Origin of the sequence: Paenarthrobacter sp. NPDC056912 (assembly GCF_042786555.1) — a bacterium.
Classification (GTDB): domain Bacteria; phylum Actinomycetota; class Actinomycetes; order Actinomycetales; family Micrococcaceae; genus Arthrobacter.
Genome location: NZ_JBHUCD010000009.1, coordinates 62,964 through 87,605, shown reverse-complemented (window position 1 = coordinate 87,605; position 24,642 = coordinate 62,964). Strand labels below are relative to the sequence as shown.

Annotated in this window: 16 protein-coding genes; 8 read left to right on the top strand and 8 right to left on the bottom strand. The window is 59.0% G+C overall.

Annotation, left to right across the window (positions count from 1 at the left end):
• Nucleotides 1-86: 86 nt before the first annotated feature.
• The 3 genes from ACFRJ9_RS11745 to ACFRJ9_RS11735 all read right to left on the bottom strand — a co-directional run bounded on the left by ACFRJ9_RS11745 (nucleotide 87) and on the right by ACFRJ9_RS11735 (nucleotide 3,875).
• Nucleotides 87-1,157 (bottom strand): hypothetical protein, encoded by a 1,071-nt coding sequence (locus tag ACFRJ9_RS11745; RefSeq protein ID WP_377667827.1) that lies wholly within the window; start codon nucleotides 1,155-1,157, stop codon nucleotides 87-89.
• A 233-nt stretch (nucleotides 1,158-1,390) separates the two neighbouring features.
• Nucleotides 1,391-2,206, bottom strand: coding sequence for an MBL fold metallo-hydrolase (locus ACFRJ9_RS11740; RefSeq protein WP_377667825.1), 816 nt, complete (start codon nucleotides 2,204-2,206; stop codon nucleotides 1,391-1,393).
• Nucleotides 2,207-2,297: 91 nt separating this feature from the next.
• A complete protein-coding gene (locus ACFRJ9_RS11735; protein WP_377667822.1) occupies nucleotides 2,298-3,875 on the bottom strand; it encodes a polysaccharide pyruvyl transferase family protein in 1,578 nt (525 codons plus the stop codon).
• Between the two features lie 266 nt (nucleotides 3,876-4,141).
• Here ACFRJ9_RS11735 and ACFRJ9_RS11730 point away from each other — a divergent pair, with 266 nt between their 5' ends.
• Both ACFRJ9_RS11730 and ACFRJ9_RS11725 read left to right on the top strand, forming a co-directional pair.
• Nucleotides 4,142-4,441, top strand: coding sequence for a tetratricopeptide repeat protein (locus ACFRJ9_RS11730; RefSeq protein WP_377667820.1), 300 nt, complete (start codon nucleotides 4,142-4,144; stop codon nucleotides 4,439-4,441).
• Between the two features lie 141 nt (nucleotides 4,442-4,582).
• On the top strand, nucleotides 4,583-7,747 hold the full coding sequence (locus tag ACFRJ9_RS11725) for a chromosome condensation regulator RCC1 (RefSeq protein ID WP_377667818.1): 3,165 nt from the start codon (nucleotides 4,583-4,585) through the stop codon (nucleotides 7,745-7,747).
• A gap of 80 nt (nucleotides 7,748-7,827) precedes the next feature.
• Here ACFRJ9_RS11725 and ACFRJ9_RS11720 read toward each other — a convergent pair whose 3' ends face one another.
• Genes ACFRJ9_RS11720 through pdhA form a run of 3 tightly spaced genes read right to left on the bottom strand, consistent with a single transcriptional unit; the run spans nucleotide 7,828 to nucleotide 11,587 of the window.
• The gene (locus tag ACFRJ9_RS11720) at nucleotides 7,828-9,273 is read right to left on the bottom strand and encodes a dihydrolipoamide acetyltransferase family protein (RefSeq protein WP_377667816.1); all 1,446 of its coding nucleotides are present in this window, start codon (nucleotides 9,271-9,273) and stop codon (nucleotides 7,828-7,830) included.
• A 2-nt stretch (nucleotides 9,274-9,275) separates the two neighbouring features.
• Nucleotides 9,276-10,364, bottom strand: coding sequence for an alpha-ketoacid dehydrogenase subunit beta (locus ACFRJ9_RS11715; RefSeq protein ID WP_377667814.1), 1,089 nt, complete (start codon nucleotides 10,362-10,364; stop codon nucleotides 9,276-9,278).
• Complete coding sequence (gene pdhA / locus ACFRJ9_RS11710; protein ID WP_377667811.1) at nucleotides 10,361-11,587, bottom strand: pyruvate dehydrogenase (acetyl-transferring) E1 component subunit alpha; 1,227 nt, start codon at nucleotides 11,585-11,587, stop codon at nucleotides 10,361-10,363. Before pdhA ends, ACFRJ9_RS11715 begins: the two co-directional genes overlap by 4 nt.
• 171 nt (nucleotides 11,588-11,758) lie before the next feature.
• Between pdhA and ACFRJ9_RS11705 the strand changes: the two genes are divergently transcribed.
• From ACFRJ9_RS11705 to ACFRJ9_RS11680, 6 genes are all read left to right on the top strand, one after another.
• Nucleotides 11,759-12,223 (top strand): Lrp/AsnC family transcriptional regulator, encoded by a 465-nt coding sequence (locus ACFRJ9_RS11705; protein ID WP_377667809.1) that lies wholly within the window; start codon nucleotides 11,759-11,761, stop codon nucleotides 12,221-12,223.
• A gap of 60 nt (nucleotides 12,224-12,283) precedes the next feature.
• Entirely contained in the window at nucleotides 12,284-12,853 is a 570-nt protein-coding gene (locus ACFRJ9_RS11700; protein ID WP_377667806.1) for a YdcF family protein, read from the top strand.
• Between the two features lie 202 nt (nucleotides 12,854-13,055).
• The gene (locus ACFRJ9_RS11695) at nucleotides 13,056-14,705 is read left to right on the top strand and encodes a hypothetical protein (RefSeq protein WP_377667804.1); all 1,650 of its coding nucleotides are present in this window, start codon (nucleotides 13,056-13,058) and stop codon (nucleotides 14,703-14,705) included.
• Between the two features lie 196 nt (nucleotides 14,706-14,901).
• Nucleotides 14,902-15,228: a hypothetical protein gene (locus ACFRJ9_RS11690; protein ID WP_377667801.1), complete on the top strand. Its 327-nt coding sequence runs from the start codon at nucleotides 14,902-14,904 to the stop codon at nucleotides 15,226-15,228.
• A 92-nt stretch (nucleotides 15,229-15,320) separates the two neighbouring features.
• Nucleotides 15,321-16,460 (top strand): non-hydrolyzing UDP-N-acetylglucosamine 2-epimerase, encoded by a 1,140-nt coding sequence (wecB, locus tag ACFRJ9_RS11685; protein WP_377667798.1) that lies wholly within the window; start codon nucleotides 15,321-15,323, stop codon nucleotides 16,458-16,460.
• A gap of 90 nt (nucleotides 16,461-16,550) precedes the next feature.
• A complete protein-coding gene (locus ACFRJ9_RS11680; protein ID WP_377667796.1) occupies nucleotides 16,551-17,735 on the top strand; it encodes a DUF6270 domain-containing protein in 1,185 nt (394 codons plus the stop codon).
• Between the two features lie 383 nt (nucleotides 17,736-18,118).
• On the opposite strand, the gene ACFRJ9_RS11675 is transcribed toward ACFRJ9_RS11680, so the two are convergent.
• Together ACFRJ9_RS11675 and wecC are read right to left on the bottom strand one after the other, a co-directional pair.
• A complete protein-coding gene (locus tag ACFRJ9_RS11675) occupies nucleotides 18,119-23,341 on the bottom strand; it encodes an FkbM family methyltransferase (protein WP_377667794.1) in 5,223 nt (1,740 codons plus the stop codon).
• Nucleotides 23,338-24,624 carry a UDP-N-acetyl-D-mannosamine dehydrogenase gene (gene wecC / locus ACFRJ9_RS11670; RefSeq protein WP_377667791.1) on the bottom strand — a complete coding sequence of 429 codons (1,287 nt, stop codon included), beginning with the start codon at nucleotides 24,622-24,624 and terminating at the stop codon, nucleotides 23,338-23,340. The genes ACFRJ9_RS11675 and wecC overlap by 4 nt, the downstream gene beginning before the upstream one ends.
• Nucleotides 24,625-24,642 lie beyond the last annotated feature (18 nt).

Below are 24,642 nucleotides of genomic sequence, written 5' to 3'. Positions count from 1 at the left end.
CTGAAGGTCTTGTTCCCAGAGACGTCCGATTGCGGATCGCCCGAATAACCGTCTGCCGCCGGTAGGCGCGCGGCCGGGCTGGGGACCTAGTCAGGAGTTGAGCCGGGATCAAAGGAAACCGGCTTTGGATGTTGTTCATTGCTGGCCGTACACAGGCCGGGAAGTGCGTCTGCGGGGATGATATGTGCTCCGTGCAGGAAGGCTGCGGCGGGGCTTGGCGGTCCGTTTTGGGAGTTCCCTGAACCGGCGCCCGTGACGCCAACAGGTACCGCTTCGGGGTCGGCCGGCAGATCCGATGGAGTCGCTGGGTGGTTGGCTGGCGGGGCGCCACCTACCACCGCGGTGATCCCGGCGGAACCCGCGCTACGGGAGGGCATGAACAAGGGTGAGCCATCAGTCGCCAAGCCGGGAATGGTCACCCCGAGTGGGTCTGGCGCTTGGTCCACCGTTGCGTTCGAAGGCGCAGCGTCTGGCGAACCCACGACGACTGGCGAACCCACGACGCCGGAACCCGGGAGGGTGCCATCGCTCGGTGTTGCGGGGAGTACTGGAACGTCGCCGCCAGCGGCAGGAGGAACGGTGATGCCTGGCACGGTGACAGGAGGAACGGCTGGCAGAACCGGCGGAACGGTAACTGCGATCGGCGGCGGGACGGCGTCGACGATGTCAACGATCGGTTGGATGATCGGGGTGGCCACGTCGGTCACGGGGTCCAGCCCAACGGGTTCCAGGACATCGTTTACCGGCGGGACCACCACTGCCACACTGTGGTCGATGACTCCAGTACCTGGTGCCGCTACCCCGTCCACAACAGTTCCGATGCTGTCAGCGGGGAGGATGTGACCGATGACAGGCACGGTAGAAAGTACTGAATCGGTGGACGCCCCGATGTGCTGCACGACTGGCGTTACCGCAAGAACCGGGACCGTCATGGGCTTGGCCGGAAGGATCGACTTGACGGGAGCCGGTAGCGGTACGTTCGGCACCGGGATGCTGACAGTGGGAGCGGACGCCTGCGGCGCGGCTGCTTTCGCAGCCGAGGAGGCAGCGGACGTTACTCCGCCAAGAAGGGAATGGTTGTCCGATGCTCCCGTGTCTGCGCTGGCAGCTGTTGCGGAGAGTGTCATCGAGAGTGCGGCGCCGGCTCCAGCGATCATGACAGAGCGGAGAATGCTGGTAGCACGCGGAAGAACGCGTGAAACCCTCATCTCGACACCCCCAGGTAGTCGCGAACCGAATGGTCGCCTTCATCCTAGGACTGGGATAACCCGTTAGTCCATGGTTAGGACCAACAAGACGTCAAGTTTATAAGGTACCTTCCTACGGCAACGGCCGTGATCCGGCCCTTCCGACGGGGCGTCTGCGCCCTCTGGGAGCCTCGGCCTGGCCGTCAGCGCTGGGCGTGGGTCTCCTGAAGCCGCTTGATGAACCAGCGGGATTGCTCCGGGCCATAGGGCAGGACCGGGATTGCCTTCGTGGCGTCGGAAGGCATGTCCCGGATGGATTGTGTTGCCTGGCGGACCGCCGTGCCCATGGTGTCGGCCATGGTTTTCACGAACTCGTCGCTGGCCGGTTTACCGTGGCCCGGGACAAGGAATTCGTAGCGATGACGAAGAGCCGAGATGTGCCTGAGGGCATCCGCCCATTCCTCCGGGTACGAATCCTCGAAGGACGGGTGCGCGCCCTGCTCGACGAGGTCGCCCACGTAGAGTGTCGAGTTGGTGCCCACCAAGAGGTCCCCATCGGTGTGTGCGCGGCCCAAGTAGAAGAGCGTGGCGGTGATCCCGCCGAGGTCCACCAGCACTGGCTGATCGTGGACCAGGGCGTTCGGGACAACGATGTCGACGGCGTCGCCCTCCCCCGCGGCCATCTCCGGTTCGTTGGTGGCCACGAAACGGCGCTGGTTGTCGGCGTCGCGTTCTATTGCTGCAGCGCAGTTGGCATGCGCCCAGAACTCTGTCACGCCGTCGTCAGCGAACACAGCGTTTCCGAAGAAGTGGTCGTAGTGAGCATGGGTGTTAACGACCACCAGCGGCAACTGCGTCTTTTCGCGGACTGCCACGAGGATCTCCCGGCCTTGGCGCGGGCCGCAACCGGTGTCAATGACCATGGCGAGCTCAGAGCCCACCACCAGCCCGGTGTTGAGTAAAGATCCCTCGGTTTCCAAGACGTAGTTGTCCGGTCCAAGTTCGAGCCAAGCTGACAATGAGTTCTCCGTATCCAGGGCAATCCGGCGATGTTCAGGCCTCTACTCTACCCACGTAACCCGAGGGGAAGCTGGAAGGCTGGCGGCCTTTCTAGCGCCGCAGAAACCTCAGGCGTCGGGCCACTCTCACAACCTTGGAGGCATTCAACGCTTGGAGCTCGCCGTGGAGTTGATCGCGTCCGGCACGGAGCTGGTCACGTTCGGCCTCAACGGATGCCAACGCTCCCGCCAGCTCTTCAGCTTCAATCCGCAGCCGCTCCCGTTCGGCTTCCACGCCGCCAAGGTTTCCGGTGAGGTCCTCCAGCGCGTGGTTCAGCCGGTAGAGCTCCACTGACTGATGGCCGATGTGTGATTCGTTGTTGGCCGTCAGCTTGGCCGCAGCGGGATGCTCACCGGAGTCGAGCTCCAGGAAAGCCGGCGGTGGGCTGACCAGGACCGGAGCTTCGGGACTGCCGGCCTTCAAGGTCTCGACGACGGCGTCCCACCATTCGCTTTGGAACTGGCCTTGCGCCGGGGTCAACTGCTTCAGGTACGCCCGGATGTCGTCCCGGCGTGCCCACAACTGGTCTACGAATTCATCGAACTGCGGGGTCACCAGGTGCCGGAGCGAACGCAGGGTGTGCCCGAGACCCCAGTTGGCGAGGGCTCCGCCGATCCGTACTTCGCCGTAGTAGTCCACGGCCAAGCCGAGACAGGGAACGCCGGCGGAGAGGGCGAAAACAATCGGGTGGTACCGGCTGGCCACCACCAGTTCTGCTTGCATCGTCAACGACGCTGATTCCTCGGCATTCAGTTGACCGCAGACAGTCACGTTCGTCGAGCGCATCCTGCGGCGAATGTCGTTGTGGGTCTCGATATCCATGTCCGCATGGCCGGGACGCGACATGTGGGGGATCATCACGACGTCCAGCGAGCCGGCGTCGGCGATCCTGTCCAGCACCTCAGCAACGCGCTGGTTGAAGTCGTCCCTGTCCATGGCGCCGGTGCCCGGCGCGAAGGTAGCAACGACGAACGGCCTGTCAGGTTGAGGCTGGTATGTAGTTTGCTTCGTTTCCATGCCCAGCACAGGGGTGTACTCAGCTTTGAGGAAGCTTGCATCGTCCAGGGTCAGGCCGGCCGGAACATCCGCATCCCGCATGAGTTCCCAAGAGGTTTGCTCCCGGACGCTGGACATTGCGGCGGAATGGAACAGCTCCATCACAGTGTCGTAGTCGGGGCCAGTGAGAACCGGGCCTACGGTCTGCCCGGAGATGACCAGCGGCTTGCCCAGCGCATTCGCAATGGCTCCCACCGCTGCGCGCTCGTAGAGCAACCACCCGAACGGCGAGGTCATGTTCCCGCCGCCAGCGATCACGACGCCGTCGCAGGACCTCATGGTCTCAATGAGCGCATGGACTTGATCCGTGGCGGGGAGGGCGTCCATGTCCCCTGCCAGCACAGCCCGGATTTCCTTCAGGTACGTCTCGCGGCGGTTCGGAGGCCACGGGAACTCCAAGGTCTTGACCGCTGACGTGCCAAACAGCGCGGCGCTCTGCTCCGGATTCCGGGACAGCAGGACAATGTCCGATACTCCCCTGGCCCTGAGTTCGTCCACCACCGCGTGCGTCATGGCTTCGTCACCCACGTGGTAAACGGGCTGACCAATATCTCCCAGAACTACAACTCGCACGATACCCCGGTGTTAGAACGACAAAAAACAGGTCCAAGCCTACCGGTTCCGCGTGCGGCTCTCTAACGGCGGGGGGACCGCTACTCAACTTGCTCTGAAATCACCGAGTCCCGAGGGCTGCAGCCAAGGCACTCCGGCCCTGGGACCAGGACATAGATCTGCATGCTGCCCAGGCATTCGCTGTCAAGGCCGTTCAAGGAGATAGCCAAGCGGCAGCTGCTGCCCTCACGTGGGCGAGGACCGCCATCGAACGTAACCCGTCCTCCATGGAAGTGCTGACCGCACTTGCCATCGGCCAGCTCGGCACAGGCGATGTTCCGACCGCCAGTGTGACCCTGGACCAACAGATTGAACGATCGCCTTGGACATCGGAGCCGTACCTGCTCCGGGGTTTGGCCAAGGCGAGTGCCCAGGACCTGATGGGGGCTACTTCCGCCGTCGAGCGGGCCGCCGAACTCACTCCCAAACCGGAGCGAGCTTTGACGATACTTTCCGATCTCGACATAGCGGCAGGCGAGCCCGAAAAGGCCTTAGAAGTGGAAGGCCGGCTGGCCCGGTTCCGTTAGCCGTTCAAGAACCTTCCGAACGTTGAGTCTGAGAACGTAACTTGCGGTCCGATTTCTCCAGTGCGTTGCGTTATTGGGTGCAATGTCATCTAGTTGGGTTCCTGAGTGTTTTCTGTGTGTCGCCGGGGTGTGGGGGTTGCGGTGTTTCGTCGTGGTGTGGCGTGGTTGTTGGTTGTGGTGGTGTTGGTGGTGGGGCCGGGTTTGGTGGTGTTGCCCTCGGCGGTGGCTGCTGATCCGGTGGTGGAGAATGTGGTGTCGTTCTCGGATGTGCCAGTGGGTTCGCAGTTTGCGACGGAGATTTCGTGGTTGGCTGCTGCGGGGATTTCCACGGGCTGGGATGCCGGTTCCGGGGTGCGGCAGTACCGGCCGTTGGATTCCATTGCCCGGGATGCGATGGCGGCGTTCTTGTATCGTCATGCCGGGTCCCCGGCGTTCAGCGCACCTTCTGTTTCGCCGTTTACGGATGTTCCGGCCGGGGCGGGGTTCTATAAGGAGATCACGTGGCTGGCCTCGCAGGGCATTTCCACGGGCTGGGATGTCGGTGGCGGGAAGCGGGAGTATCGTCCGTTGTCCCCGATTGCACGGGATGCGATGGCGGCGTTTTTGTACCGGTACGCGGGCAAGCCGGCGTTTACGGCCCCGGCGGTGTCCCCGTTCAGGGATGTTCCGGCCGGTGGCGGGTTCTATCAGGAGATCTCTTGGTTGGCCGGTTCGGGGATTTCCACGGGCTGGGATGTCGGTGGCGGGGAGCGGGAGTATCGCCCGTTGAACGGGATCGCCCGGGATGCGATGGCCGCGTTCCTGTACCGGTACGCGGGGCAGAAAGCACCGGCTGACCCGTCCGACCCGTCCGCGGGCACGGTCACGGTGGCCCCGGACGTGGAAATACTGGAACCGGCCCAGCTAAAAACTGCTGTGGTGTCCGGGAATACCGTGGTCCTCCCTTCGGATGAGGCCACGGCGATCAAACCCAACGATGTGCTGGTTTCCGGTGTTACGGCCGGGACCCCGGACGGGTTGCTGGCCCGGGTGGTCCAGGTGGTCCGGGACCCGGGCGGGAACACCCTGGTGAGAACCAAACCCGCTACCTTGCCCGAGGCCGTAGTCTCCACTGGCGGGCTGCTGGAAGTCACCGGCACCCCGGTATCGTCCGAGATCATCCCGGAGCCGGACGTGACCGTGGAACCGGACACCGCACCGGCAGCAAACAGCACCGAAACCGACCTGGCTCAGCCGTTCGCGGAAACTTCCGCGGACGTGTTCAACAAGTCGATGACGTTCAAGAAGACCGTTAAGGGTGAGTTCGGCAAACCTGGCGCGCCGTTGACCGGGAATGGTTCGGTGACGTTGAAGTCTTCGGTGACGGCGAAGGCCACTGCGAAGATGACGTTGGATGTGGGGTTCTTGCAGTTGAACGAGGCCTCGGTGGTGGTAACACCGTCGGTGAAGGCCGAGCATTCCCTCACGGTTGAAGGGTCTTTGAAGGGCCAGGTTTCTTCCAAGCTTGGTGAGCTTAATGCGTGGTTCACGTTCTGGGTGGGGCCGGTGCCTGTGGCGGTGAACGGGGAAGCGGAGTTGAAGGCGAACTTCTCCCTGGACGGGGATGCTCAGATTGTGTTCTCCTCGTCCCAGACGGTCTCCAGTAACCACGGGTTCAGATACAAGAGCGGCGCGTTCAACCTGGTCAACGACAAGCCCTCCACAACCGGGATTCAGAATCAGTACAAAGCCTCGGCATCCCTGACCGCGCGGGCGTCGTTGGATCTTGATGCCACGATCAAGCTTTACGGCATCGCCGGTATCACGTTCGGGATGGGACCTTACGCGACCACAACCATCACCGTGACGGCAGCCGGCGGTCAAAACCTCACCTGGTCCTGCCCGCTGGAACTGGGTATCGAAGGGCGCCTCGGGGTGACCGCCGGCATCGAGATCATGGGCTTCGACCTCGGCGAGTGGGAAACCAAAGTCACCAAGTCCTGGCCACTCTTCACCGCCAACCCCTGCCAAGGCACCCCCGTGATCAAACCCCAACCAACAACCCCCACCCCCACAACAACTCCTACGCCAACCCCGAGCCCCACATCGACACCAACGCCGAGCCCTGGGACGAAACAATTCACAAAGGTGGTTGCCAATTTCGGTTCAGCATTCGCAATCAGGTCGGACCAGACGCTGTGGAGCTGGGGCGACAACTCGTCGGGCCAGCTGGGAAACGGAACCACCACCAACACATCCGTTCCAGCCATGGTGCAGGGGGTGAGCAGTGTCAGGGACGTTGTAGCAACAGGCGGGACAACCTATGTGCTGAAGAACGACGGCACCGTTTGGGCCTGGGGATACAACACCAACGGCCAATTGGGCAACGGCTCAACCTCATCGTCCTATCTCCCAGTCCAAGCTCAAGGCCTGGTGAACGTGAAGGCTATTTATGGGACAGGCGCAGCCGGATATGCGGTGAAAAATGATGGGACCGTATGGGCGTGGGGAGACAATGCTGGTGGTCAGTTAGGTAACGGAACCAACACTGCAGCCACGGTTCCCACTCAAGTGCCTGGAGTGGACAATGTGACCGAACTGGCCGCATCAAGCCAATCGGTGTTCGCCATTAGATCTGATCGCACCGTATGGGCCTGGGGTGGCAACCTCGACGGTCAGCTCGGAATTGGCCAATTGCAAGGCGCCAAAGTTCCCACGCAAGTCCTTTTGGACAATGTCCGCACCGTTGTCTCGCAATGGTCAAGGACATACGCGTTGCGGTACGACGGCACCGTCTGGGCTTGGGGAACCGCCGGTCAGTTTGAGGACGGAACTCCTGCACGCTCCGGACGCCCCCTGGAAATTCATGGCCTGGGTGATGTTGACAGCTTATCCGTGGGGGCAGCGGCATACGCACTGAAGCGGGACGGAACAGTCTGGTCATGGGGAACCAATTACAGCGGCCAGCTCGGTAACGGCACCACCACCACTTCCTACGTCCCGGGTCAGGTACTGGGGATGAGCGACGTCCGGAGCCTTTCAGTGGGTGGTGGTTCCTACGCTGTGAAAAACGACGGGACTCTTTGGGCCTGGGGCTGGAATAACGTTGGTCAGCTTGGCAATGGTGGAACCGCGACATCAACGATACCGGTGCAAGTGAGTGTCCTGAACGACGTTCGAATGGTCACGTCAGACTTGAACTACGGGATCGCAGCCTACGCCCTCAAACAAGACGGCTCCCTCTGGGCATGGGGGTGGAACGAGGCTGGGCAGTTGGGCAACGGCACCACCGCCAACTCCAGCGTCCCCGTGCCAGTGGGAGGCTAAATCGGCCAACGTGACTGGCATTAGCGGTTGTTCAGGGGGCGCAGGACAACCACAAATGCCAGTCAATTGGGCGCCACCAACTACATATCGGCCAGCGCCCCACCCGGGTTCTCAATGGCGTCTGCGACGTACCGGAGGAATCCGGCCGCGGTCTCGCCGTCGCAAACGCGATGGTCGAAGGCCAGCGTCAGCTCAGTGACCTTGCGAACAGCCAGCTCGCCGTTGACCACCCAGGGCTTGTCGATGATGCGGCCCACACCGAGCATCGCGACCTCCGGGTAGTTGATGATCGCGGCCGAGCCGTCCACACCGAACACACCGTAGTTGTTCAGCGTGAAGGTGCCGGAGCCAAGTTCAGTGGGCGTCGCCTTGCCGTCACGGGCGACGGCGGTGAGGCGGCGGATCTCTGCGTCCAGCTCCCGGGCGCTCAGCTCGTGCGCATTGCGGACGGACGGAACCACAAGCCCGCGATCGGTCTGAGCTGCGAAGCCAAGGTTGATGCCCTCGAAACCGACGATCTCCTGCGACCCGTCAGCGGCCGTCTCAAAGCGCGTATTCAGAGCGGGGTACTTTTTTAACCCGGCCGTGACAAAACGCGCGATGAAGGCCAGCAGACCAGGAGTATCGTGCGGAGCGCGCTTCTTGAGCTCGGCCCGCATCTCCAACAATGCAGTGGCGTCCACGTCCACCCAAACCGTAGCCTCGGGGATCTCCGAGCGGCTCTTGGTCATGTTCGCGGCAACGGCCTTCCGGACTCCACGAACGGGGGTCCTGGCGGAAACAGCCAAGCCTGTCCTGCCATCAAGGGCGCCCTCCGCTGCGGCAGGCGATTCCACCCGTGACGGAGCGGGAGCCGCAGGCGCTTCCGGAGCGGAGATCGCGGCCTCCACATCCCTGCGCCTGATCAGTCCGCTGGCACCCGTACCGGCAATGGCATCCAGCGAAACACCATGGTCGCGAGCCATCTTCCGCACCAGGGGCGAAATGACGGCACTGAGCTTGCCAGGGATGCGCGTGCCGGCCACAGAGGGCTCAAGAACTGGCTCAGCCACAGCAACAGGCTCAGCAACGCGATCGACGACGGCGACGCTCGCCTTGCGCGGGCGGGTCCGGCCACCGGTCGCTCCCCCAGGCGTGCCATATCCAATCAGCACGTTGCCGGAACCGGCCTTTTCCTCAGTCCGGTACGTTTCGGCGGCCGCCTCGACGGCTTGAGAAGCGTCAATCCCGGAGGACAGAGCCGCCGGAGCCGCGGCAGCGGGCGAACCGGAGCCAGCACCAGCGCGAGCGATCGAGATCAGCGGCTTGCCGACGTCGAGCGTTTCACCGGCCTGGCCGTGCAGCTCGGCGACCGTACCGGCGTAAGGCGAAGGCACTTCCACCATGGACTTGGCGGTCTCGACTTCGGCGATGGGCTGGTCGACCTTGACCTCGTCGCCCACGGCGACGAGCCAGTTGACCAGTTCGGCCTCGGTGAGGCCCTCTCCCAGGTCCGGCAGACGGAATACCTGCATATCTGAACTCATGGTCAGTCCTCCCATTGAAGGTCGTCGACGGCGTCGAGGATACGGTCGACGCTCGGCAAGTAGTAGTGCTCCAGCTTGGGAGACGGGAATGGGACATCGAAGCCGGTCACACGGAGAATCGGCGCAGCGAGGTAGTGGAACGCACGCTCCTGCACGCGGGCCACGATCTCGGAGGACACCGATGCGAAGCCATGCGCTTCAGCGATGACGACGGCGCGTCCGGTCTTGCGAACGGACGCACAGACGGTTTCGTCGTCGAAGGGGACGAGGGTGCGGACGTCGATGACCTCGAGCGAGCGGCCCTCTTCGGCGGCGGCAGCGGCCGCGGCGAGCGCGGTGGGCACGGACGGACCGTAGGCGATGAGCGTCGCGTCGGTGCCGGGACGCGCGACGGCGGCGCGCCCCTCGGTGGAGGTGCCGGCGTCGTGCTCTTCACGCAAGGCACCCAAGTCCACCTGGTCTTTGGACCAGTAGAGCTTCTTGGGCTCCATGAACATCACGGGATCATCGGAGTCGATGGCTTCGCGCAGCATGCGGTAGCCGTCGGCTACGGTGGCCGGGGTGTAGACCTTCAGGCCGGCTGTGTGGGCGTAGTAGGACTCGGAGGAATCACAGTGGTGTTCCACTCCCCCGATGCCGCCGGCGTAGGGCACACGGATGACCATGGGCATTTTGAGCTTGCCCTTGGTGCGGTTGTGCATCTTGGCAACGTGGCTGACGATCTGTTCGAAGGCCGGGTAGGCGAAGGCGTCGAACTGCATTTCGATCACGGGCCGCATGCCGTTGATGGCCATGCCCACTGCCATTCCGACGATGCCTGATTCTGCCAGCGGGGTGTCGAAGCAGCGCTGCTCACCGAATTCGGCCATGAGGCCGTCAGTGATGCGGAAGACACCGCCAAGCATGCCGACGTCCTCGCCGAAAACCAGAACGGAAGGATCGGCGCGCATGGCATCGGACATGGCCGTGTTGAGCGCTTTGGCCATGGTCATGCTTTGCGGGCCGGTTGCCTCGGCAGTTGCCGCAGCCGACGCTGCTGCGCTGGCGGTGGCCGCGCTGACGTTGCCGTTGACGGAGGTGGTGACGGTCATTTTGCGTTCTCCGTTCCGGAGTCGTCGGTGCTGCCGGCGCTTTCAGCGCGGGCGAGTTCGCTGGCGAGCAGTTCTGACTGCTCTTTCAGTTGCGGGGTTGGCTTGGAGAAGACGTACTTGAAGAGGTCCAGCGGCTGGACCGGGACGTCCTCGCCGAGGCCCTCGCGAAGCTGGGTGGCTACGGCTTCGGCATGCTCGGCTATCCGTTCGCTGGCTGAGTCGTCCAGGAGGCCCTTGTCCGTGAGGTACGACTTCATGCGCGTCAGCGGATCCTTGGCCAGCCATTCGGCGACTTCGCTGTCCGGACGGTAGCGGGTGGCGTCGTCGGCGTTGGTGTGCGCCTGCATACGGTACGTGTGGGCCTCGATCAGGAGCGGACCGGAACCGTCACGGGCCAGCTTCACGGCACGGTCCATCACTGCCAGCAGTGCCACGAGGTCGTTGCCGTCCACGCGCTCACCGGCCATGCCGTAACCAACTGCCTTGTGGGCCAGCGACGGCGCAACGGACTGGTGACTGAGCGGCACCGAGATGGCGTACTTGTTGTTCTGCACGAAGAAGATCACCGGCAGGTGGAAGACGGCGGCAAAGTTCAGTGCCTCGTGGAAGTCGCCTTCGCTGGTGGCACCGTCACCGCACATGGCCATCACTACAGTGTTTTCGCCACGCAGCTTCGCGGCGTGGGCGACGCCGACAGCGTGGAGCAACTGGGTGGTCAGCGGGGTGCACTGGATGCCGACCTTGTGCTCGCTGGGATCGTACCCACCGTGCCAGTCGCCGCGGAAGATGGTCATTACCTCTACGGGGTCAACCCCGCGGGTCATGACGGCGACGGCGTCACGGTAGGTCGGGAACAGCCAGTCACCTTCGCTGAGGCACATGGCAGCTGCAACCTGGCAGGCTTCCTGGCCGTGGCTTGACGGATAGACGGCCATGCGGCCCTGCCGGACGAGCGCGGAGTTCTGGTCATTGACGCGACGTCCGACGACGAGCTGCTCGTAAGCGGCCATCAGCTCAGCATCGTTTGGTGTCGGGTACTCGTGGCCGGGTTCGGTGCCCTGCTCGTCACGGGAGCGGAGGGTGCCATCCGGGTTCACCATTTGGATCTGGTGCCGGGCGGGGAGCATGTAGTCCTCAACGCTGATGCCGAATTTGGTCCGAACGTCAGCAGCTTGGTCCTCTACCGCCGTTTCCGGGGCAGAGTGATCTGCGTGGATCGTCATTGGTCCGTCCTTCTCTAGCCACTATGTGCTTCCAGTATGTTCCTGACGGATGTTTCGTATCCAGCTTTCGCCGAAATCATGGAAGCCATCAGCCAAACTGGCTATTCTGAAAGACGAATTGCAATTGTGAGCTGGGTAACGCGCCCGTGCTGTAGACGATTTGGAGAGCCGATGAGCGAGGCCGAGGCAGAGCAGACTGCCGTACCGCTGGACAGCGTGGACCAGGACATCATCCGAGAACTCACCACGGATGGGCGCATGTCCATCACCCAAGTGGCTGAGAACGTGCACATCAGCCGCGCCCACGCGTACTCACGGATAGCCCGGCTCACCGGGGAGGGAGTGCTGACCAAGTTCACGGCCCTGGTGGATCCCATCAAGGCAGGGCTGCGGTCCTCGGCATACGTGACCCTCAAGGTCCAGCAACATTCTTGGCGTGAACTCAAGGAGCAGCTGCGCGCGATACCCGAGATCCATCACATTGCCCTGGTAGGCGGTGACTTTGACGTCATCCTTCTGGTCCGGGCCACGGACAATATCCACCTCCGCCGTGTGATCTTCGACCAATTGCAATCCATGGAGGGAGTGCTGGATACCCAGACTTTCCTTGTGTTTGAGGACGTCGATACACGATAGGCGCTTCTTCGGCATTCCTGGCTGGGAAGAGCACTCATTCGGGAACCTTAGACTGTCCCCGTGCCCCTCAAAACCGCCTCCGTCACGCGCGTCTTCAGCGTCGCCGTCGTCGCGTGTTTCCTGGTGGCGCTGCTGTGGCTCATTGCCGCGTTTCAGCTTTTTTTCAACCCGCCCCGGGTTGCTCCCCAGCGCACCGACGCAATCGTTGTCCTGGGCGGCCTCAGCAAGGAACGGTTACCTGTAGCGCAGGAACTCCAGGACCAGCTGGACATTCCGGTGCTGGTGGTCTCTACAACGGGACTCGCCGGCAACGCCGAGGGTGATGAATTGTGCCGCGAGGACGTTGGCGATCCGGATCTGCTGTGCTTCCGCCCCTCCCCGCTGAACACAAGAGGCGAAGCAAGCGCCTTGAACAAGCTGATCCAAGAGCACGGCTGGAAGTCCATCACGGTGGTCACCTCCGACTATCACCTCATCCGGGCAGGCACTTTGATTCACCAGTGCACGCCCATCGAGGTGGAAATGGTCGGCTCACAGCCCGAGCTCTCCGCAGCCGCCTGGCTGGACCGATTCGTGGTGGAAACAGGTGGGTTGATCGACGCATTGGTGCGGCCGGAGTGCTCTTCCTAGCCTCCAGTTCCACCCCTGTGGGATGTGACTAAATCCGTAAATCTGATCTTTCGGATACAACAGGCGTGTCAATAATTCTTCGGGATACTCAATCCCATTTTCCTACTTGAAAGTTGTAGTCAAGTTATTGAGTTTGCCGTTCATGCGAGCCATTCTTTTGCCATAGGTCCAAGGTCTCACCCTACGAGCCCGAGGATCACCCGTGACAACTTTCGCAGCAGAACCGACAACCGTTCCTCCCAACAGGACGCGACACCTGGCAGCTGGCCTTCTCGCCATATTCGCCTTGGTTCTAAGTCTCCTTCACGGAAGCACCGCCCAAGCGGCGGCGCCGCCCGTCTATCCCATCAGCGGATACTTCATTTATGGCAGCACCAGCGATGCGGCCAACACCAAGAAACTGAGCGACATCAAGTCGGTAGGCGGCGACACGGTCATCACGTTCGGCTCCCGACTCAGACCAGCCACACTTTCCGACATTCCCGCCGCCTGCGCTATTTCCGGCGTTAATTGCGCCACCGCTGCGGCATCTGGAGTCAAGGTGAAGCGCTACTTCACATACTCGGACGGCAACTCTTGGGGATCACCCGCCATCCTCTGTGCTCGCGACAAAACCGTCACCAGCGGAACCACGATATTCACCATTTTGGTCTTGCCATCGGAGGGGAGCGGCTGCAACTCCCCCAGCGGAAGCTACGACATCGTGGTGATCACCGGCGGGACGGCGTCCTCCATGTCAGTGTCGCTGGGAAAGGCGGCAACGAGTTTGGGAATCAAGTACTACGCAGGCCTTCCGGCCCCGGTCATGCGGACTGACGTCACCTACCTACCGGACCTGTCATATCAGGCCACGTTCTCGCTCTTCACTGCCCGATTCCTCATATACCAAGGCAAAGTGAACGATGTTCCTGGACTTGCCGGCTTCTACCACCATACAGAAATGCCACTCAGCGATGGGCCCGTTTGGGACTCAGTCCTGACTCTCTATCGGATTCAGAACTCCAGGATTGCCCAGTACCAGCCTGATCGCGACGCAATCGTCAGCCCATACATCGACTCTCGCACCGCTTTCGGTGGGCGAGTCACGGTAGACCAGGCACGAAACGCTATCGCGAATATTGCCGAGACTGCCGGTGACGTGCACCTCTCCATTGCTGTACAAGACGGTATGGGCACAGGCAAAGGTGCTTCCTTCTTCGGCAGTGAAAGCAACAACAACGTCGACCAGTACGCAGCGTCAATAGTTGGCAGCGGGTCTTGGGGCAGTAAGTATTTGGCTCCAACTCGCGACTACTTCTGGGCGATGGCGGAAGGCGTTGAGGGAACCGGCGCGGAGCTGTGGGCCAACCTGGAAGGCATGGCGCCATCAACCTCGCAGAATCCATGCGATGGCAGTCTTCGGGGCCAAACCACGAAGACCCGGGTGGACAAGCAGTTGCAGCAATTCGGAAACAGCCCGGTGAAGGTCATCTCATTCATGTGGGATCCGTATTTCACCTGTGCCGGGACTTGGACACCAATGATTGATCGCCTCAAGGCGGGCAGCACAACGCCGATCATCACTGACTCGATCTTCAACAGTAATGGCGATGTCCTGGTCACAGGCCAAAACCTGAGTGGCGGGACTATCCAAGTCAAGTGGACGGATAAATCAGGGCGGGTCTTCGACAAGACTGTAGCGGCTTCCAACTACAACCCCACATATGGCAAACAAATGGGCATCAATCCGCTCTTGGAGTCGGTAACCGCGAAGCTCGGCAGCACGTCTCTAGGGTCGGGTAAGAATTACTTCATAGATGTTACGAACGGCTCTGGGCAGAAGAACGACGCGCTGTACTCTGACCGCGGCTAGCAGTCTCAGCGAGGGGACGGCCCGGGATTTCCGGGCCGTCCCCTCGCTGCGTCAACGCGCTGCATCGGCGTCCCTGGCAGGCCCCGAAGCGGCTTGAGGTTGGGTTCACCCGCTACACGAAATGTTGCGGCAGACTCCCGAAATGCAACAATTGGTAGTGCCCATGGTTCACCCTGACGCAGCTGAGGAGTAATACGTGACGGACCCTGTCCGCCAGCCGGCGACTCTTTCGCCTGCTCCACGGCACCTACGGAAACGCCGCTTTAGGCCCGAGGTTGCAACGAGCCTTATGGCCGGGTACCAACAGCACAGCCCCGCGAATCCGTCGCTCCGGCCCGCGCAGACCCGTGGAGATAGCAAAGGAGCGGTCAAGGCCGCTCCCCCAATCAAGGAATCAACAAGGCAGCGCCCGGAGCCCCGCGAAGTCACCCTTCGACAGAAGCGCTTAATCGCACTGCTCGTTGTGATCCTCGTCTCCATCAGTATCCCCATCCTGCTCCTGACCTTGATCTTTGCCCCATAGTCCGGCGACCCTTCGGTACGCAAATTGAAGACCGTGATGCGTGGTGCGATAGCATCGGGAAGTCACTCAACGCCACTCCCCGGGGGAAATCCATGCCCAGCGTCATGCCAATCTTCGGCACCCGTCCGGAAGCCATTAAGATGGCTCCGATTGTCAGTGCTTTTCAAGAGTCCCCGGATTTCGACTGCATCGTGACTGTCACCGGTCAGCACCGCGAGATGCTGGACCAAGTCAACGAACTCTTCGGCATCGAACCGGATCACGATCTGAATATCCTGCAGCAGCGTCAGTCGCTCTCCTCAATCATGACGAGGACCATCGATGGCTTGGACAAACTGTTCACAGCAAACAAACCCGACGCAGTGATCGTCCAGGGCGACACCACCACATCCACAGCTGGCGCCATTGCCGCTTTCTACCACGGCATACCTGTAGTCCACGTGGAGGCCGGCCTGCGAAGCGGCGATCTGTTCTCCCCGTTCCCGGAAGAAGCGAACCGGAAGATCACCAGCCAGATCGCAAGCCTTCATCTGGCCCCGACCAGTGTCAGCCGAGCCAACCTTTTGGCCGAGGGAATTTCTGAGAGCGACATCGTAGTAACTGGCAACTCAGTCATTGACGCCCTTCTCACCACCGTTGACAAGCACATCCCGTTCTCCGACCCGCAGCTCGAGGACCTTGCCGCCAGCGGCCGTCGAATTCTTCTGGTGACCACTCACCGCCGTGAGAACCAGGGCGACGCTATGCGTGGAGTTGGACGGGCATTGGCCCGGATAGCTGAGGCTGAACCCGACCTCGTTATTGTCCTGCCGGCACACAAGAACCCCGTGGTGAGGGAAGCAGTGCTGCCCGCGATTGAGGGCAAGGCAAACGTCATCGTTACAGAACCATTGGCATACGGTGAATTCACACGCATGCTCTCCATGGCCCACATTGTTCTCACGGACTCGGGCGGAGTCCAGGAAGAAGCTCCTAGCCTCGGCAAGCCGGTGCTGGTGATGCGCGACAATACGGAGCGCCCGGAAGCCGTCGACGCCGGGACGGTTAGCCTGATCGGTACAGACGAGGAAACAATCGTCAAGGAAGTGGACCGACTCCTGAACCAGCAGGATGCATTTGATGCCATGGCCAACGCAGTAAACCCTTACGGCGACGGCAAGGCTGCTGCCCGAACTGTAGCCGCTGTTGCCGAGCTCCTTGGGGTTGGCAAACGAATTGATAGTTTCGCCTGACCTTCTGGCCTGAAGGAAGAACCCCACAATGGTAGGGCTAGCCCCAAGCACTGCAATTCATTGTGGCCAACTAGTTGAGCGAGTGAACAAATGGCACGAATCTTCGTCTACGGCAGCTGTGTCTCACGGGACTCCTTCGAGTTCCTTGACAAGTCAGAACACGAGCTGATCGGCTACACTGCCCGTCAGTCCTTGATCAGTGCGACAGGCAGTCCCTACCCAGCGTCTGCAAACGCTGGAACACTGGAAAGTCGATTCCAGATTCGCAATCTTCAGAATGACTTTGACGGCACCATATTTAGGACACTTGCAGATGTCGCCTCCAGTGCTGACTTCATCTTCTGGGACCTTACTGACGAGCGACTCGGTGTCATAAAGGTAGGCCATGACAGCTACATCACACGATCCGTTGAGCTCCTTCAGAGTGGACTCATCGACAACATCGGTGACCCCGAATGGATCAAATTTGGATCCAACGAACACTTTGAGCTGTGGCGCAACAGTGTTGTCAATTTCGCCGATTTCGTGAGAGCCCACTCCATTGAGAGCAAAATTGTTCTCTTCAACCTCCCATGGTCCATGCACGACGATTTTGGGGCACCGATCCAGAAATCATGGGGGATGTTTCCGGACGAGGCAAACAACCTCTTGGCCAAATACATGGGAGTTCTCCGGGAACACTTGAATTTGGCGACCATTGAATTGCCTTGGGAGATGGCGGTCTCCAGCAGGGATCACAAGTGGCGACTCGCGCCCTACCACTACCATGACGATGTCTATCAAGCCGTGGTGAATCAATTCAATTCCTTGGAAGCAGGCCTGGACGAACAGAAGCATTTCGCGTCTGGCGCCGGCCCAGAGCCGAAGAGCCTGGACGACCGGGATTGGCATGATGCGGTACTTGAGCCGCAGACGTTCCTTGTTCCCAGCGGCGCCAAGACATTTGGTATTCAGTTCGAGGCGATAAGTTCAGTTTCGCCTGGTAACAAGATTCTCCTCTCCCTAAAACTTGAAGGGGCCGAAGGGCTGCCGCTCGTCAAGAACCGCATTACCAAGTCTGGGATGGAAAGCGTTGGGCATTTCAGGTATGTGGAGATTGATAGTGCGCGAAGAAAATATTACGCGGGCTTTGAACTTCCTGATGATGTCTCCTGCACGTCCGTCACAATCATGGGCTGGCAGATCGCACAGGGACAGATACAGATTCGAGACGCTTCCCTGTTCGCAGGAAACAACCTGAAAGCCACTAACACAGCAAGCGCTGCGGAAATTTAGCCGTAGACTGGGCCTCCCCGCCCTGACCGTTCCCGTCAACCGCTGGTCGTCAGACCTCTGGGACTGGCACTGATGGCAATGCATCCGCGCCCTCAAGTTGATGCGCACCCAGCACACGTGGTCTTGCAAGCGGGCAAAGGGGTGCAATAAGGGTCATGGACAAGGGCGGCCGTGCGAGCACAGAACCGCACTACTAGTGTGAGCTTGAACTTTTCCTAAATCTGCGCCATGGACAACCAGCGCTGAACTGCGTATGACGAACTACTTGCTCACAAAAAACTGCTCCCCGGGAATCAGAACTGAATTTTCAGTCCAACTCCAGGGAAGCAGTTTTTTGTTTAATGCCATTCAAAGTGTTTTACTGCGCCAAGGGCATTAGGGAACTAATATCCTAAGACCTGAAGCTCTTTGGGTATGACATTAGAAGCCGCTGCTTGCCTACGCACTCGCTTAGCTGCAGCTAGGGACTTACGGCGGAACAATCTACTCGAACTGGCCAGACGCATCAAAGCATCGGCGATCTCGGCTGCGTTCTCCGGCTCAACGAGTTCAGCACAAGTTGCATCCGCGAATTCTGGAATCGCAGCGACACTTGTTGTCACGGGGACAAGGCCTGACGCCATGGCCTCGTCCCGAGACACACCGTGCGTATCCATGCGAGACGGGCAAAGAAATACGCCATACTCCTTATGCATTGAAGCAATTTCATCCTGTGTCAAGAATCGCTTGTCAAGGATGACGTTAGAGAACCCCTCAAGCGGCTTGGTCATCTCATCAAAAAGCGGCCCATCCCCAACAAGCCTGAATTCCATGTCGGAAAAATATGCCGTCTGAGATAGAAGCAGGATTGCATCCACAGTTAGATCATTCGCATAGACCGACGATGCATACGGTCTAATCGAAAGAACTTTTAGTCTATGACCAGGGGTCTTCTTTTGGTACTCAAATTTCGTTGTGTCAATGGGATTGTGAATCACCACTGAAAGCGATGATTCTTTTACCAAACCTAAATCTGACATGGCCGTTTCAGCCAACCATTTAGAAACGAATATGACCGAAACCGAATCTGCGGCTTCCTCAAAGATGCGCCGCCAAAGTGCAAGGCGCCGATCGCTGATCTCCTCAGCTGCCCTGACTTCCTCATCTGTACTGTACAAGAAGCTGCGCCGTGACCACTTTTGAATATCCGCCCCATGAGCCCAAATGGCAATTTGCGGTTTTTGCGGAAGGTTCCGAACAGCGTCCCACATAGAGTCATTTACAAAATGAAGTGAAATCGATCGATGCTTGCCCTCCAGAAGAAGGGTGTCCAGGGCGGAAGAAGATCCAGATATAACAGTTACGCCTTCAAATTCGCGGAAACGCAAATGTGAGTTCTCATCCAGAACAAATACCTCGGTGGGGACGCCTGAATCTATATAGCGAAGCACACGGCTGTGGACGAATGCATTTTTGTACAAGTCATCGTAGGAAGGATACCGGTTGGTAATCACAAGGTTCTGTGCCCGCGACGCGATGAACGCCGGCTTGATGTTCTTGTGCTTCCAGAGGATACGTCGCAGTGAACCTTCGCCGGATGCGAAGATTCTTATACCCAGCTTCACGCTCTTTGCGTTCCCGGGAATATCCAGAGTGCAGTTCTGATTGGCAGCCCGGACGTGACCTTCAATCTTTGTGTTGGCACCGTCGTAGTAGATGATCGCCACTTGCAGATTGAGACCGGGGCTAGCCTCTACATGAAGTTCGAGCTGCCCTTCAGTAGCAATTGAATCCAAGCCGATTAGCTCTGTGGCATAGATATAGTCGTGAACACCGTCTCCGAGGGTCGAGACAAAATTCCAGTCGTTGTCAGAGACTTCACTCGTAACACCTGGTCGAGACCTGGTCACAAAAAGGTTGGCTACTTCAGCTCCACTAAGCGCCTTGCCTTGATCGGCAACAAAGTTCGATGCTTCGATTTGATCGCCAGCCGTAACCATTTCCTCAAGGCGCAGCCCGCTGTCGATTTTCCCACTTGTTACCAAGGATAGGACCTCGGAAGTCAGTCCTGCCCCGTCTCTGCAGTAATCAAAAAGTTCAGCGCCAAGCATGGAGGCGTGACCAAAATCAGCATGCGCGGCTGTCCGTACGAGTTCGTCGACACCGAGTTCAATCTCCCGCGGTTTGAGCACCAGGCTCGCCCGCACCGGAAGTCCCGTGACAGCCGTGTATGCCGGGCGGGAGTCATTCACGCCTACCGTACGACCCTTGGCCTGAAAATAGGAGACCTTGCCAACTACCACTGCTGCCGAGTATCGGGCCGCGAGTGCCAAGTCGAGCAAATAGTTGGCACCATAGTAATCATCGGGCACCATAACGGCAGCAAATGCCCCATCCTCAACGCACGATTCTAGCTTCTCACCTGAAGATTTCGAGACGTCCTGAACAGTGATTCCCTGCACTGCCCCATCCTGATCAACCCAGCTGGCATCCATTGTGTAAAGGCGAAGCGACACATCAACACCTATCTGGCGGTTCACTGTCGCGAGAAGTTGGCCTACTTCGGCATCGCTTGACACGAGTCCGAGCACAACAACTGTGGGCCGCTTGGTGGCTGCGGCCGGCACTCCAGCTTGGTTCAGGACATACTCCAGCCTATGGCTGTAGGTATGTTCCTGCATTACCTTTCTAAGCCCTGCAAGCCTTCGGCGCCGGCTACCCCATCCGTCCGTGGTTGACGACAGTTTATTCACGACAACCCGGCCGCTATCGGCTATGACTGGTATGTCGCCGAAAAGCAGCTGGAGACCGCGCGAGTAGTTGCTGACTACAGTCGTATTTGAAGCAAGAAGCTCGTAGACGCGGCGAGCGAACATTGACTGGGATTCTTTGACGGAGTTCAGGTTAATCGCGTAGTCGTAGCCCTTGTAGGCGAGGTCGATTTCTGAACTCGTCAGCGTGCCGACGATGTATTCTTGGTACTCTTTCGGGAACTGGTATTGTTGGTCCGATTTTCCAAAGTTGCGGTCAAAGATCTCAAGAGGGGTAAATTTTGGAATCTCAGCCATGAAAGATTCTAGATCTCGCGTCCGGGCCGGGTATCTTCTGTAATACGCCCCCGCAAAACACATTCCCGCACTGCGACGGTAGACCTCCAATGGGTTATGAAGGACTGGCTGGCAGGCAAAAGGCAGGAAATGGACTCGATTGTGGCCGAGGTCACCTTTATAACGCTGGACACAATCGATGTCTGTCGTGAAAACATGATCCACGAGCTTCGCAGTATTGAGGAATGTCGAGTAGTGGACTGGGTCTTCCTTATTCCACAAGACTACGGGAACATTATTCGATTTTGACCAAGATATGATTTCTCGAACTTCCGCAGATGTCTGGGCAACTTTATTTCCCCAGGCATCATTCTTACCACGCCAGGCTGATTCCAGGAAAACCAATGATGGAGAAAAGGAATTCAGCTCGTCGATATAGTTGCCCAAGCTCAACTCAAGGAGCTCACACTCAGGAGCAAAGGACTGAACTGTAAATTCGTCCATGATCGCTGCCACGCGCGTATTGCGATGATGCGCACTGGAAGTCAGCTGGAGCGCGGCCGAAGCATCGCTCGTTGAGAGGAGACGCGACGCCCTCAATTCAGCAGCCCTGTTCACCGGCGTCGGAGCCGGCTTTTCTTCGGACTCGATCGCCTGCTCATTGGCCACGATCTCGCCAATGATGGTGCGTGCAACTGTATGTCGTTGACGATGTTCAACTGCCAACCGCCCCAGGGCTACGGGCAATACGCCCAAACCCTTTGGGGAAGTCAGGGATTCTCGGATGGATTTACCGAGGCGGAATGTGACGCTTGCGCGAAGGTCTACCAGCTTAGCTTCGGCAAGGGCAAGTGCGCTCTGCAATCGATCATTGTCGGCTTGGGCAGTCTCGATTTTGACGTCCGCCTCTACAGCTTCAGACTCCAGGGTTTTACGTCGTTCCTGCGTGTCGTCCAGCTGTTTTCGAATATCACGCAAGCGACTCTGAAGGCTGGCATTTTCCTTCTTGCTTTCGGCAAGGACGTTCTGAAGGCTGACCTTTTCGCGCTGAGACTCATCAAGGGCCTGCTCCAGCCGGGAGACCATGCCTTTCTCTTTGACCAGACGCCTAGCGGTTTCTTCGGATTGGTGTCGGCTGTCAACAAGTGCAGCCTCAACTTCGGCAAGTCGAGTCGACGTATCCCTCAGATCCGAGGCGATCGCCCTCTCCCGAATCAGGGCAGACCTTGACTTTGCAGCCTCAACTTCGGCAAGTCGAGTCGACGTATCCCTCAGATCCGAGGCGATCGCCCTCTCCCGAATCAGGGTAGACCTTGACTTTGCAGCCTGCAGCTTCGCCTTACGACTTGCCCGACTGAGTTGACTATTCGACTGTTCAAGTTCCAACTGCCACGACTGCCTGTCCTCGTCATGGCGTTTCGCCTGCTCAGCAGCGAGCGACTCTAGTGCAATTATTTGTGCATTAGCCTGCGCAATTTGTTTCTCTACAGCTTTGACCCGATTTCGTTCCCGTCGGAGGCCGTCACGCAAGTCCTGGAGTTGGACTGAAAGCGCTTTGGCTCGTTCGGTGTTCTTGTGTTCAGTAAGGCTGGCAACATGCAACTGCGAACGAACCCCAGTGAGTTGATTTTCTTTCTCTTCAATCACGGTTTCGAAGTCATGAACTCGATTGGCCGATTCAAGTAGATCTTGCCTTAATTTCTGAATGACCTCGGATTGTTGTGCTTCAGCGACGTTCGCCATGCGCAACTGCTCGTTAATCGGCGCCAGTGTAGCAGTAGCCCCACGATACTTCAGATTTGCTTCAGTAAGGCTTTTACGCAATTGTGAAATTAGTTGCTGATCATAATATGTTGCAGCAACCTGCTGCTTGACGATCTGCTCAAATCGATCCCGCCCGTCTGCCGATGAGCTCGGACCGAAACGATGCGTCGGAGTGGCGTTAAACGTCGAAAGATAACGGTAGTCGTATTGCGCCAACCAAGTATGAATTCTTTCAAAATCTTGGCGTGTCTGGCACTCCACATAAATCTCGGGTCGATCTCGTTCTATAAGAAGCTTCGCCCCGTTGAGGACATCAAGTTCCATCCCCTCCACGTCGATCTTCATGGCGCGCACAGGCTTGGAGAACTCCAAATCATCCAGTCGAATGATGGTAGTTCCGTTTTCCTCTGATGAGACCCGCTGCAGGCGTTGTGCTCCCCTGTTGTTCTCTGCCGTCTGAACTATCCGGCCGAAACCCTCCGCGTCGCCCACGCCTACTTCGTGAACTGTGACGAGGCTGTCGACTCCATTAAGGGAAGCACTTGAGCGAATAACTCCGCACAGTTCAACGTCGGGTTCGAACGCCTGCACTTCCGCTCCGGCCACACAGGCTAGGTAAAGTGTGTGATTACCGCAGTTGGCGCCAACGTCCAGTACCAGATCACCCGCAGCTACACCATCCGCGATATCAATCAGCATCGCCTCTTCATACGGGCGCTGCGTTGAAGCTATTGTCTTTTGAATGTAGTCCTGGTCTGCGTCCGGGAGGTTCAGTCGATACTTCGTTCCACCTGCAACAATCTCGATAGGTTTCATCCTTCGCGGCTGCCCGCAACCTCTCGAGTACGTACGTCGAAGGACCCGCGGGTATCAATAAGCACTTTGCCAGCCAAAAGCTCAGGTCCAACTTCCTTGACTGCGTCGTGGTCGACAAGAACCAGGACTACCTCGGAACGCTGAATCGACTCTTCAACTGACACGAACTCAACATTCCGGCGGTTTGCGAGCTGACGCGGCAATGCTTCGATGTGTGGTTCCGCAACGTTGAGACGTCGTTCCGGTAGAGCATCCGCGAGACGCGCGGCAATTTCGATTGCTGGCGATTCGCGGAGGTCATCAATGTTCGCCTTGAACGCCAGTCCCAAGACTGACAGTTCGGCTGAATCGGGCAAGCCAGCCAGCGCGGACATTGCTTGATCAATTACCCACTCCGGCTTCGCGTCGTTAACCTCGCGTGCTGTGCGGATCAAACGCGACTCGTCGGGTGCTGCTGCCACAATGAACCACGGATCTACAGCAATGCAGTGCCCACCGACGCCAGGTCCCGGTTGCAGGATGTTCACTCGCGGGTGGTGGTTGGCCAATCGGATTAGCTCCCACACATCGATACCAAGCTTTTCACTGATTACCGACAGCTCATTGGCAAAAGCGATATTCACGTCACGGTAAGAGTTTTCCACGAGCTTTGCCATCTCGGCAGTTACAGCATCCGTCGTGAGAATCTCACCCTGGCAGAACACCGAGTAAAGGTTCTTGGCGGACTCCGCCGCTTCAGGAGTCATACCGCCAACGATCCGGTCATTGGTAACTAACTCAATCATGACCCGCCCCGGAAGTACGCGCTCAGGGCAGTGAGCAACGAGGATTGCCGGTCGTGAATCGGAGCCGTCAAGACTCAGATCAGGACGCAGGTTCAGTATGTAGTTGGCCATGTGTTCCGTGGCACCAGGAGGCGACGTTGATTCAAGAATCAGGAGTTCGCCGCCTTGCAGCTGAGGGGCGATGCCTCGTGCGGCAGCCTCGATGTAGCTCAGGTCAGCTGAATGGTCTTCCTTGAAAGGAGTCGGGACCGCCACGATGTATGCCTGCGCCTGTGGGGTGGTTGTTGTTGCGCCCAAGAGTCCTTGGCTCACGGCCCCGGACACGTGAATGCCGAGGTCTGGCTCCACGAAGGGCACCTGCCCCGCGTTCACGGCGTCTACTGTGCTCTGGTTGACGTCGACGCCAGTGACCTTGATTCCGTTGGTTGCCAGAATGGCAGCAGTTGGAAGGCCAATGTAGCCCAGTCCGATTACGGCTACGCGATTAATAGTATTCAAAGTGTGCCCCGTTTTTGT

Excerpts from the sequence above, each read along its gene's own strand:
- pdhA (WP_377667811.1), bottom strand. The coding sequence starts at position 11,587 with ATGACGATCCACGCAGATCACTCTGCCCCGGAAACGGCGGTAGAGGAC.
- wecB (WP_377667798.1), top strand. The coding sequence starts at position 15,321 with ATGCCCAGCGTCATGCCAATCTTCGGCACCCGTCCGGAAGCCATTAAG.
- ACFRJ9_RS11720 (WP_377667816.1), bottom strand. The coding sequence starts at position 9,273 with ATGAGTTCAGATATGCAGGTATTCCGTCTGCCGGACCTGGGAGAGGGC.
- ACFRJ9_RS11675 (WP_377667794.1), bottom strand. The coding sequence starts at position 23,341 with ATGAAACCTATCGAGATTGTTGCAGGTGGAACGAAGTATCGACTGAAC.
- ACFRJ9_RS11730 (WP_377667820.1), top strand. The coding sequence starts at position 4,142 with ATGGAAGTGCTGACCGCACTTGCCATCGGCCAGCTCGGCACAGGCGAT.
- ACFRJ9_RS11715 (WP_377667814.1), bottom strand. The coding sequence starts at position 10,364 with ATGACCGTCACCACCTCCGTCAACGGCAACGTCAGCGCGGCCACCGCC.
- ACFRJ9_RS11745 (WP_377667827.1), bottom strand. The coding sequence starts at position 1,157 with ATGATCGCTGGAGCCGGCGCCGCACTCTCGATGACACTCTCCGCAACA.
- ACFRJ9_RS11680 (WP_377667796.1), top strand. The coding sequence starts at position 16,551 with ATGGCACGAATCTTCGTCTACGGCAGCTGTGTCTCACGGGACTCCTTC.
- ACFRJ9_RS11705 (WP_377667809.1), top strand. The coding sequence starts at position 11,759 with ATGAGCGAGGCCGAGGCAGAGCAGACTGCCGTACCGCTGGACAGCGTG.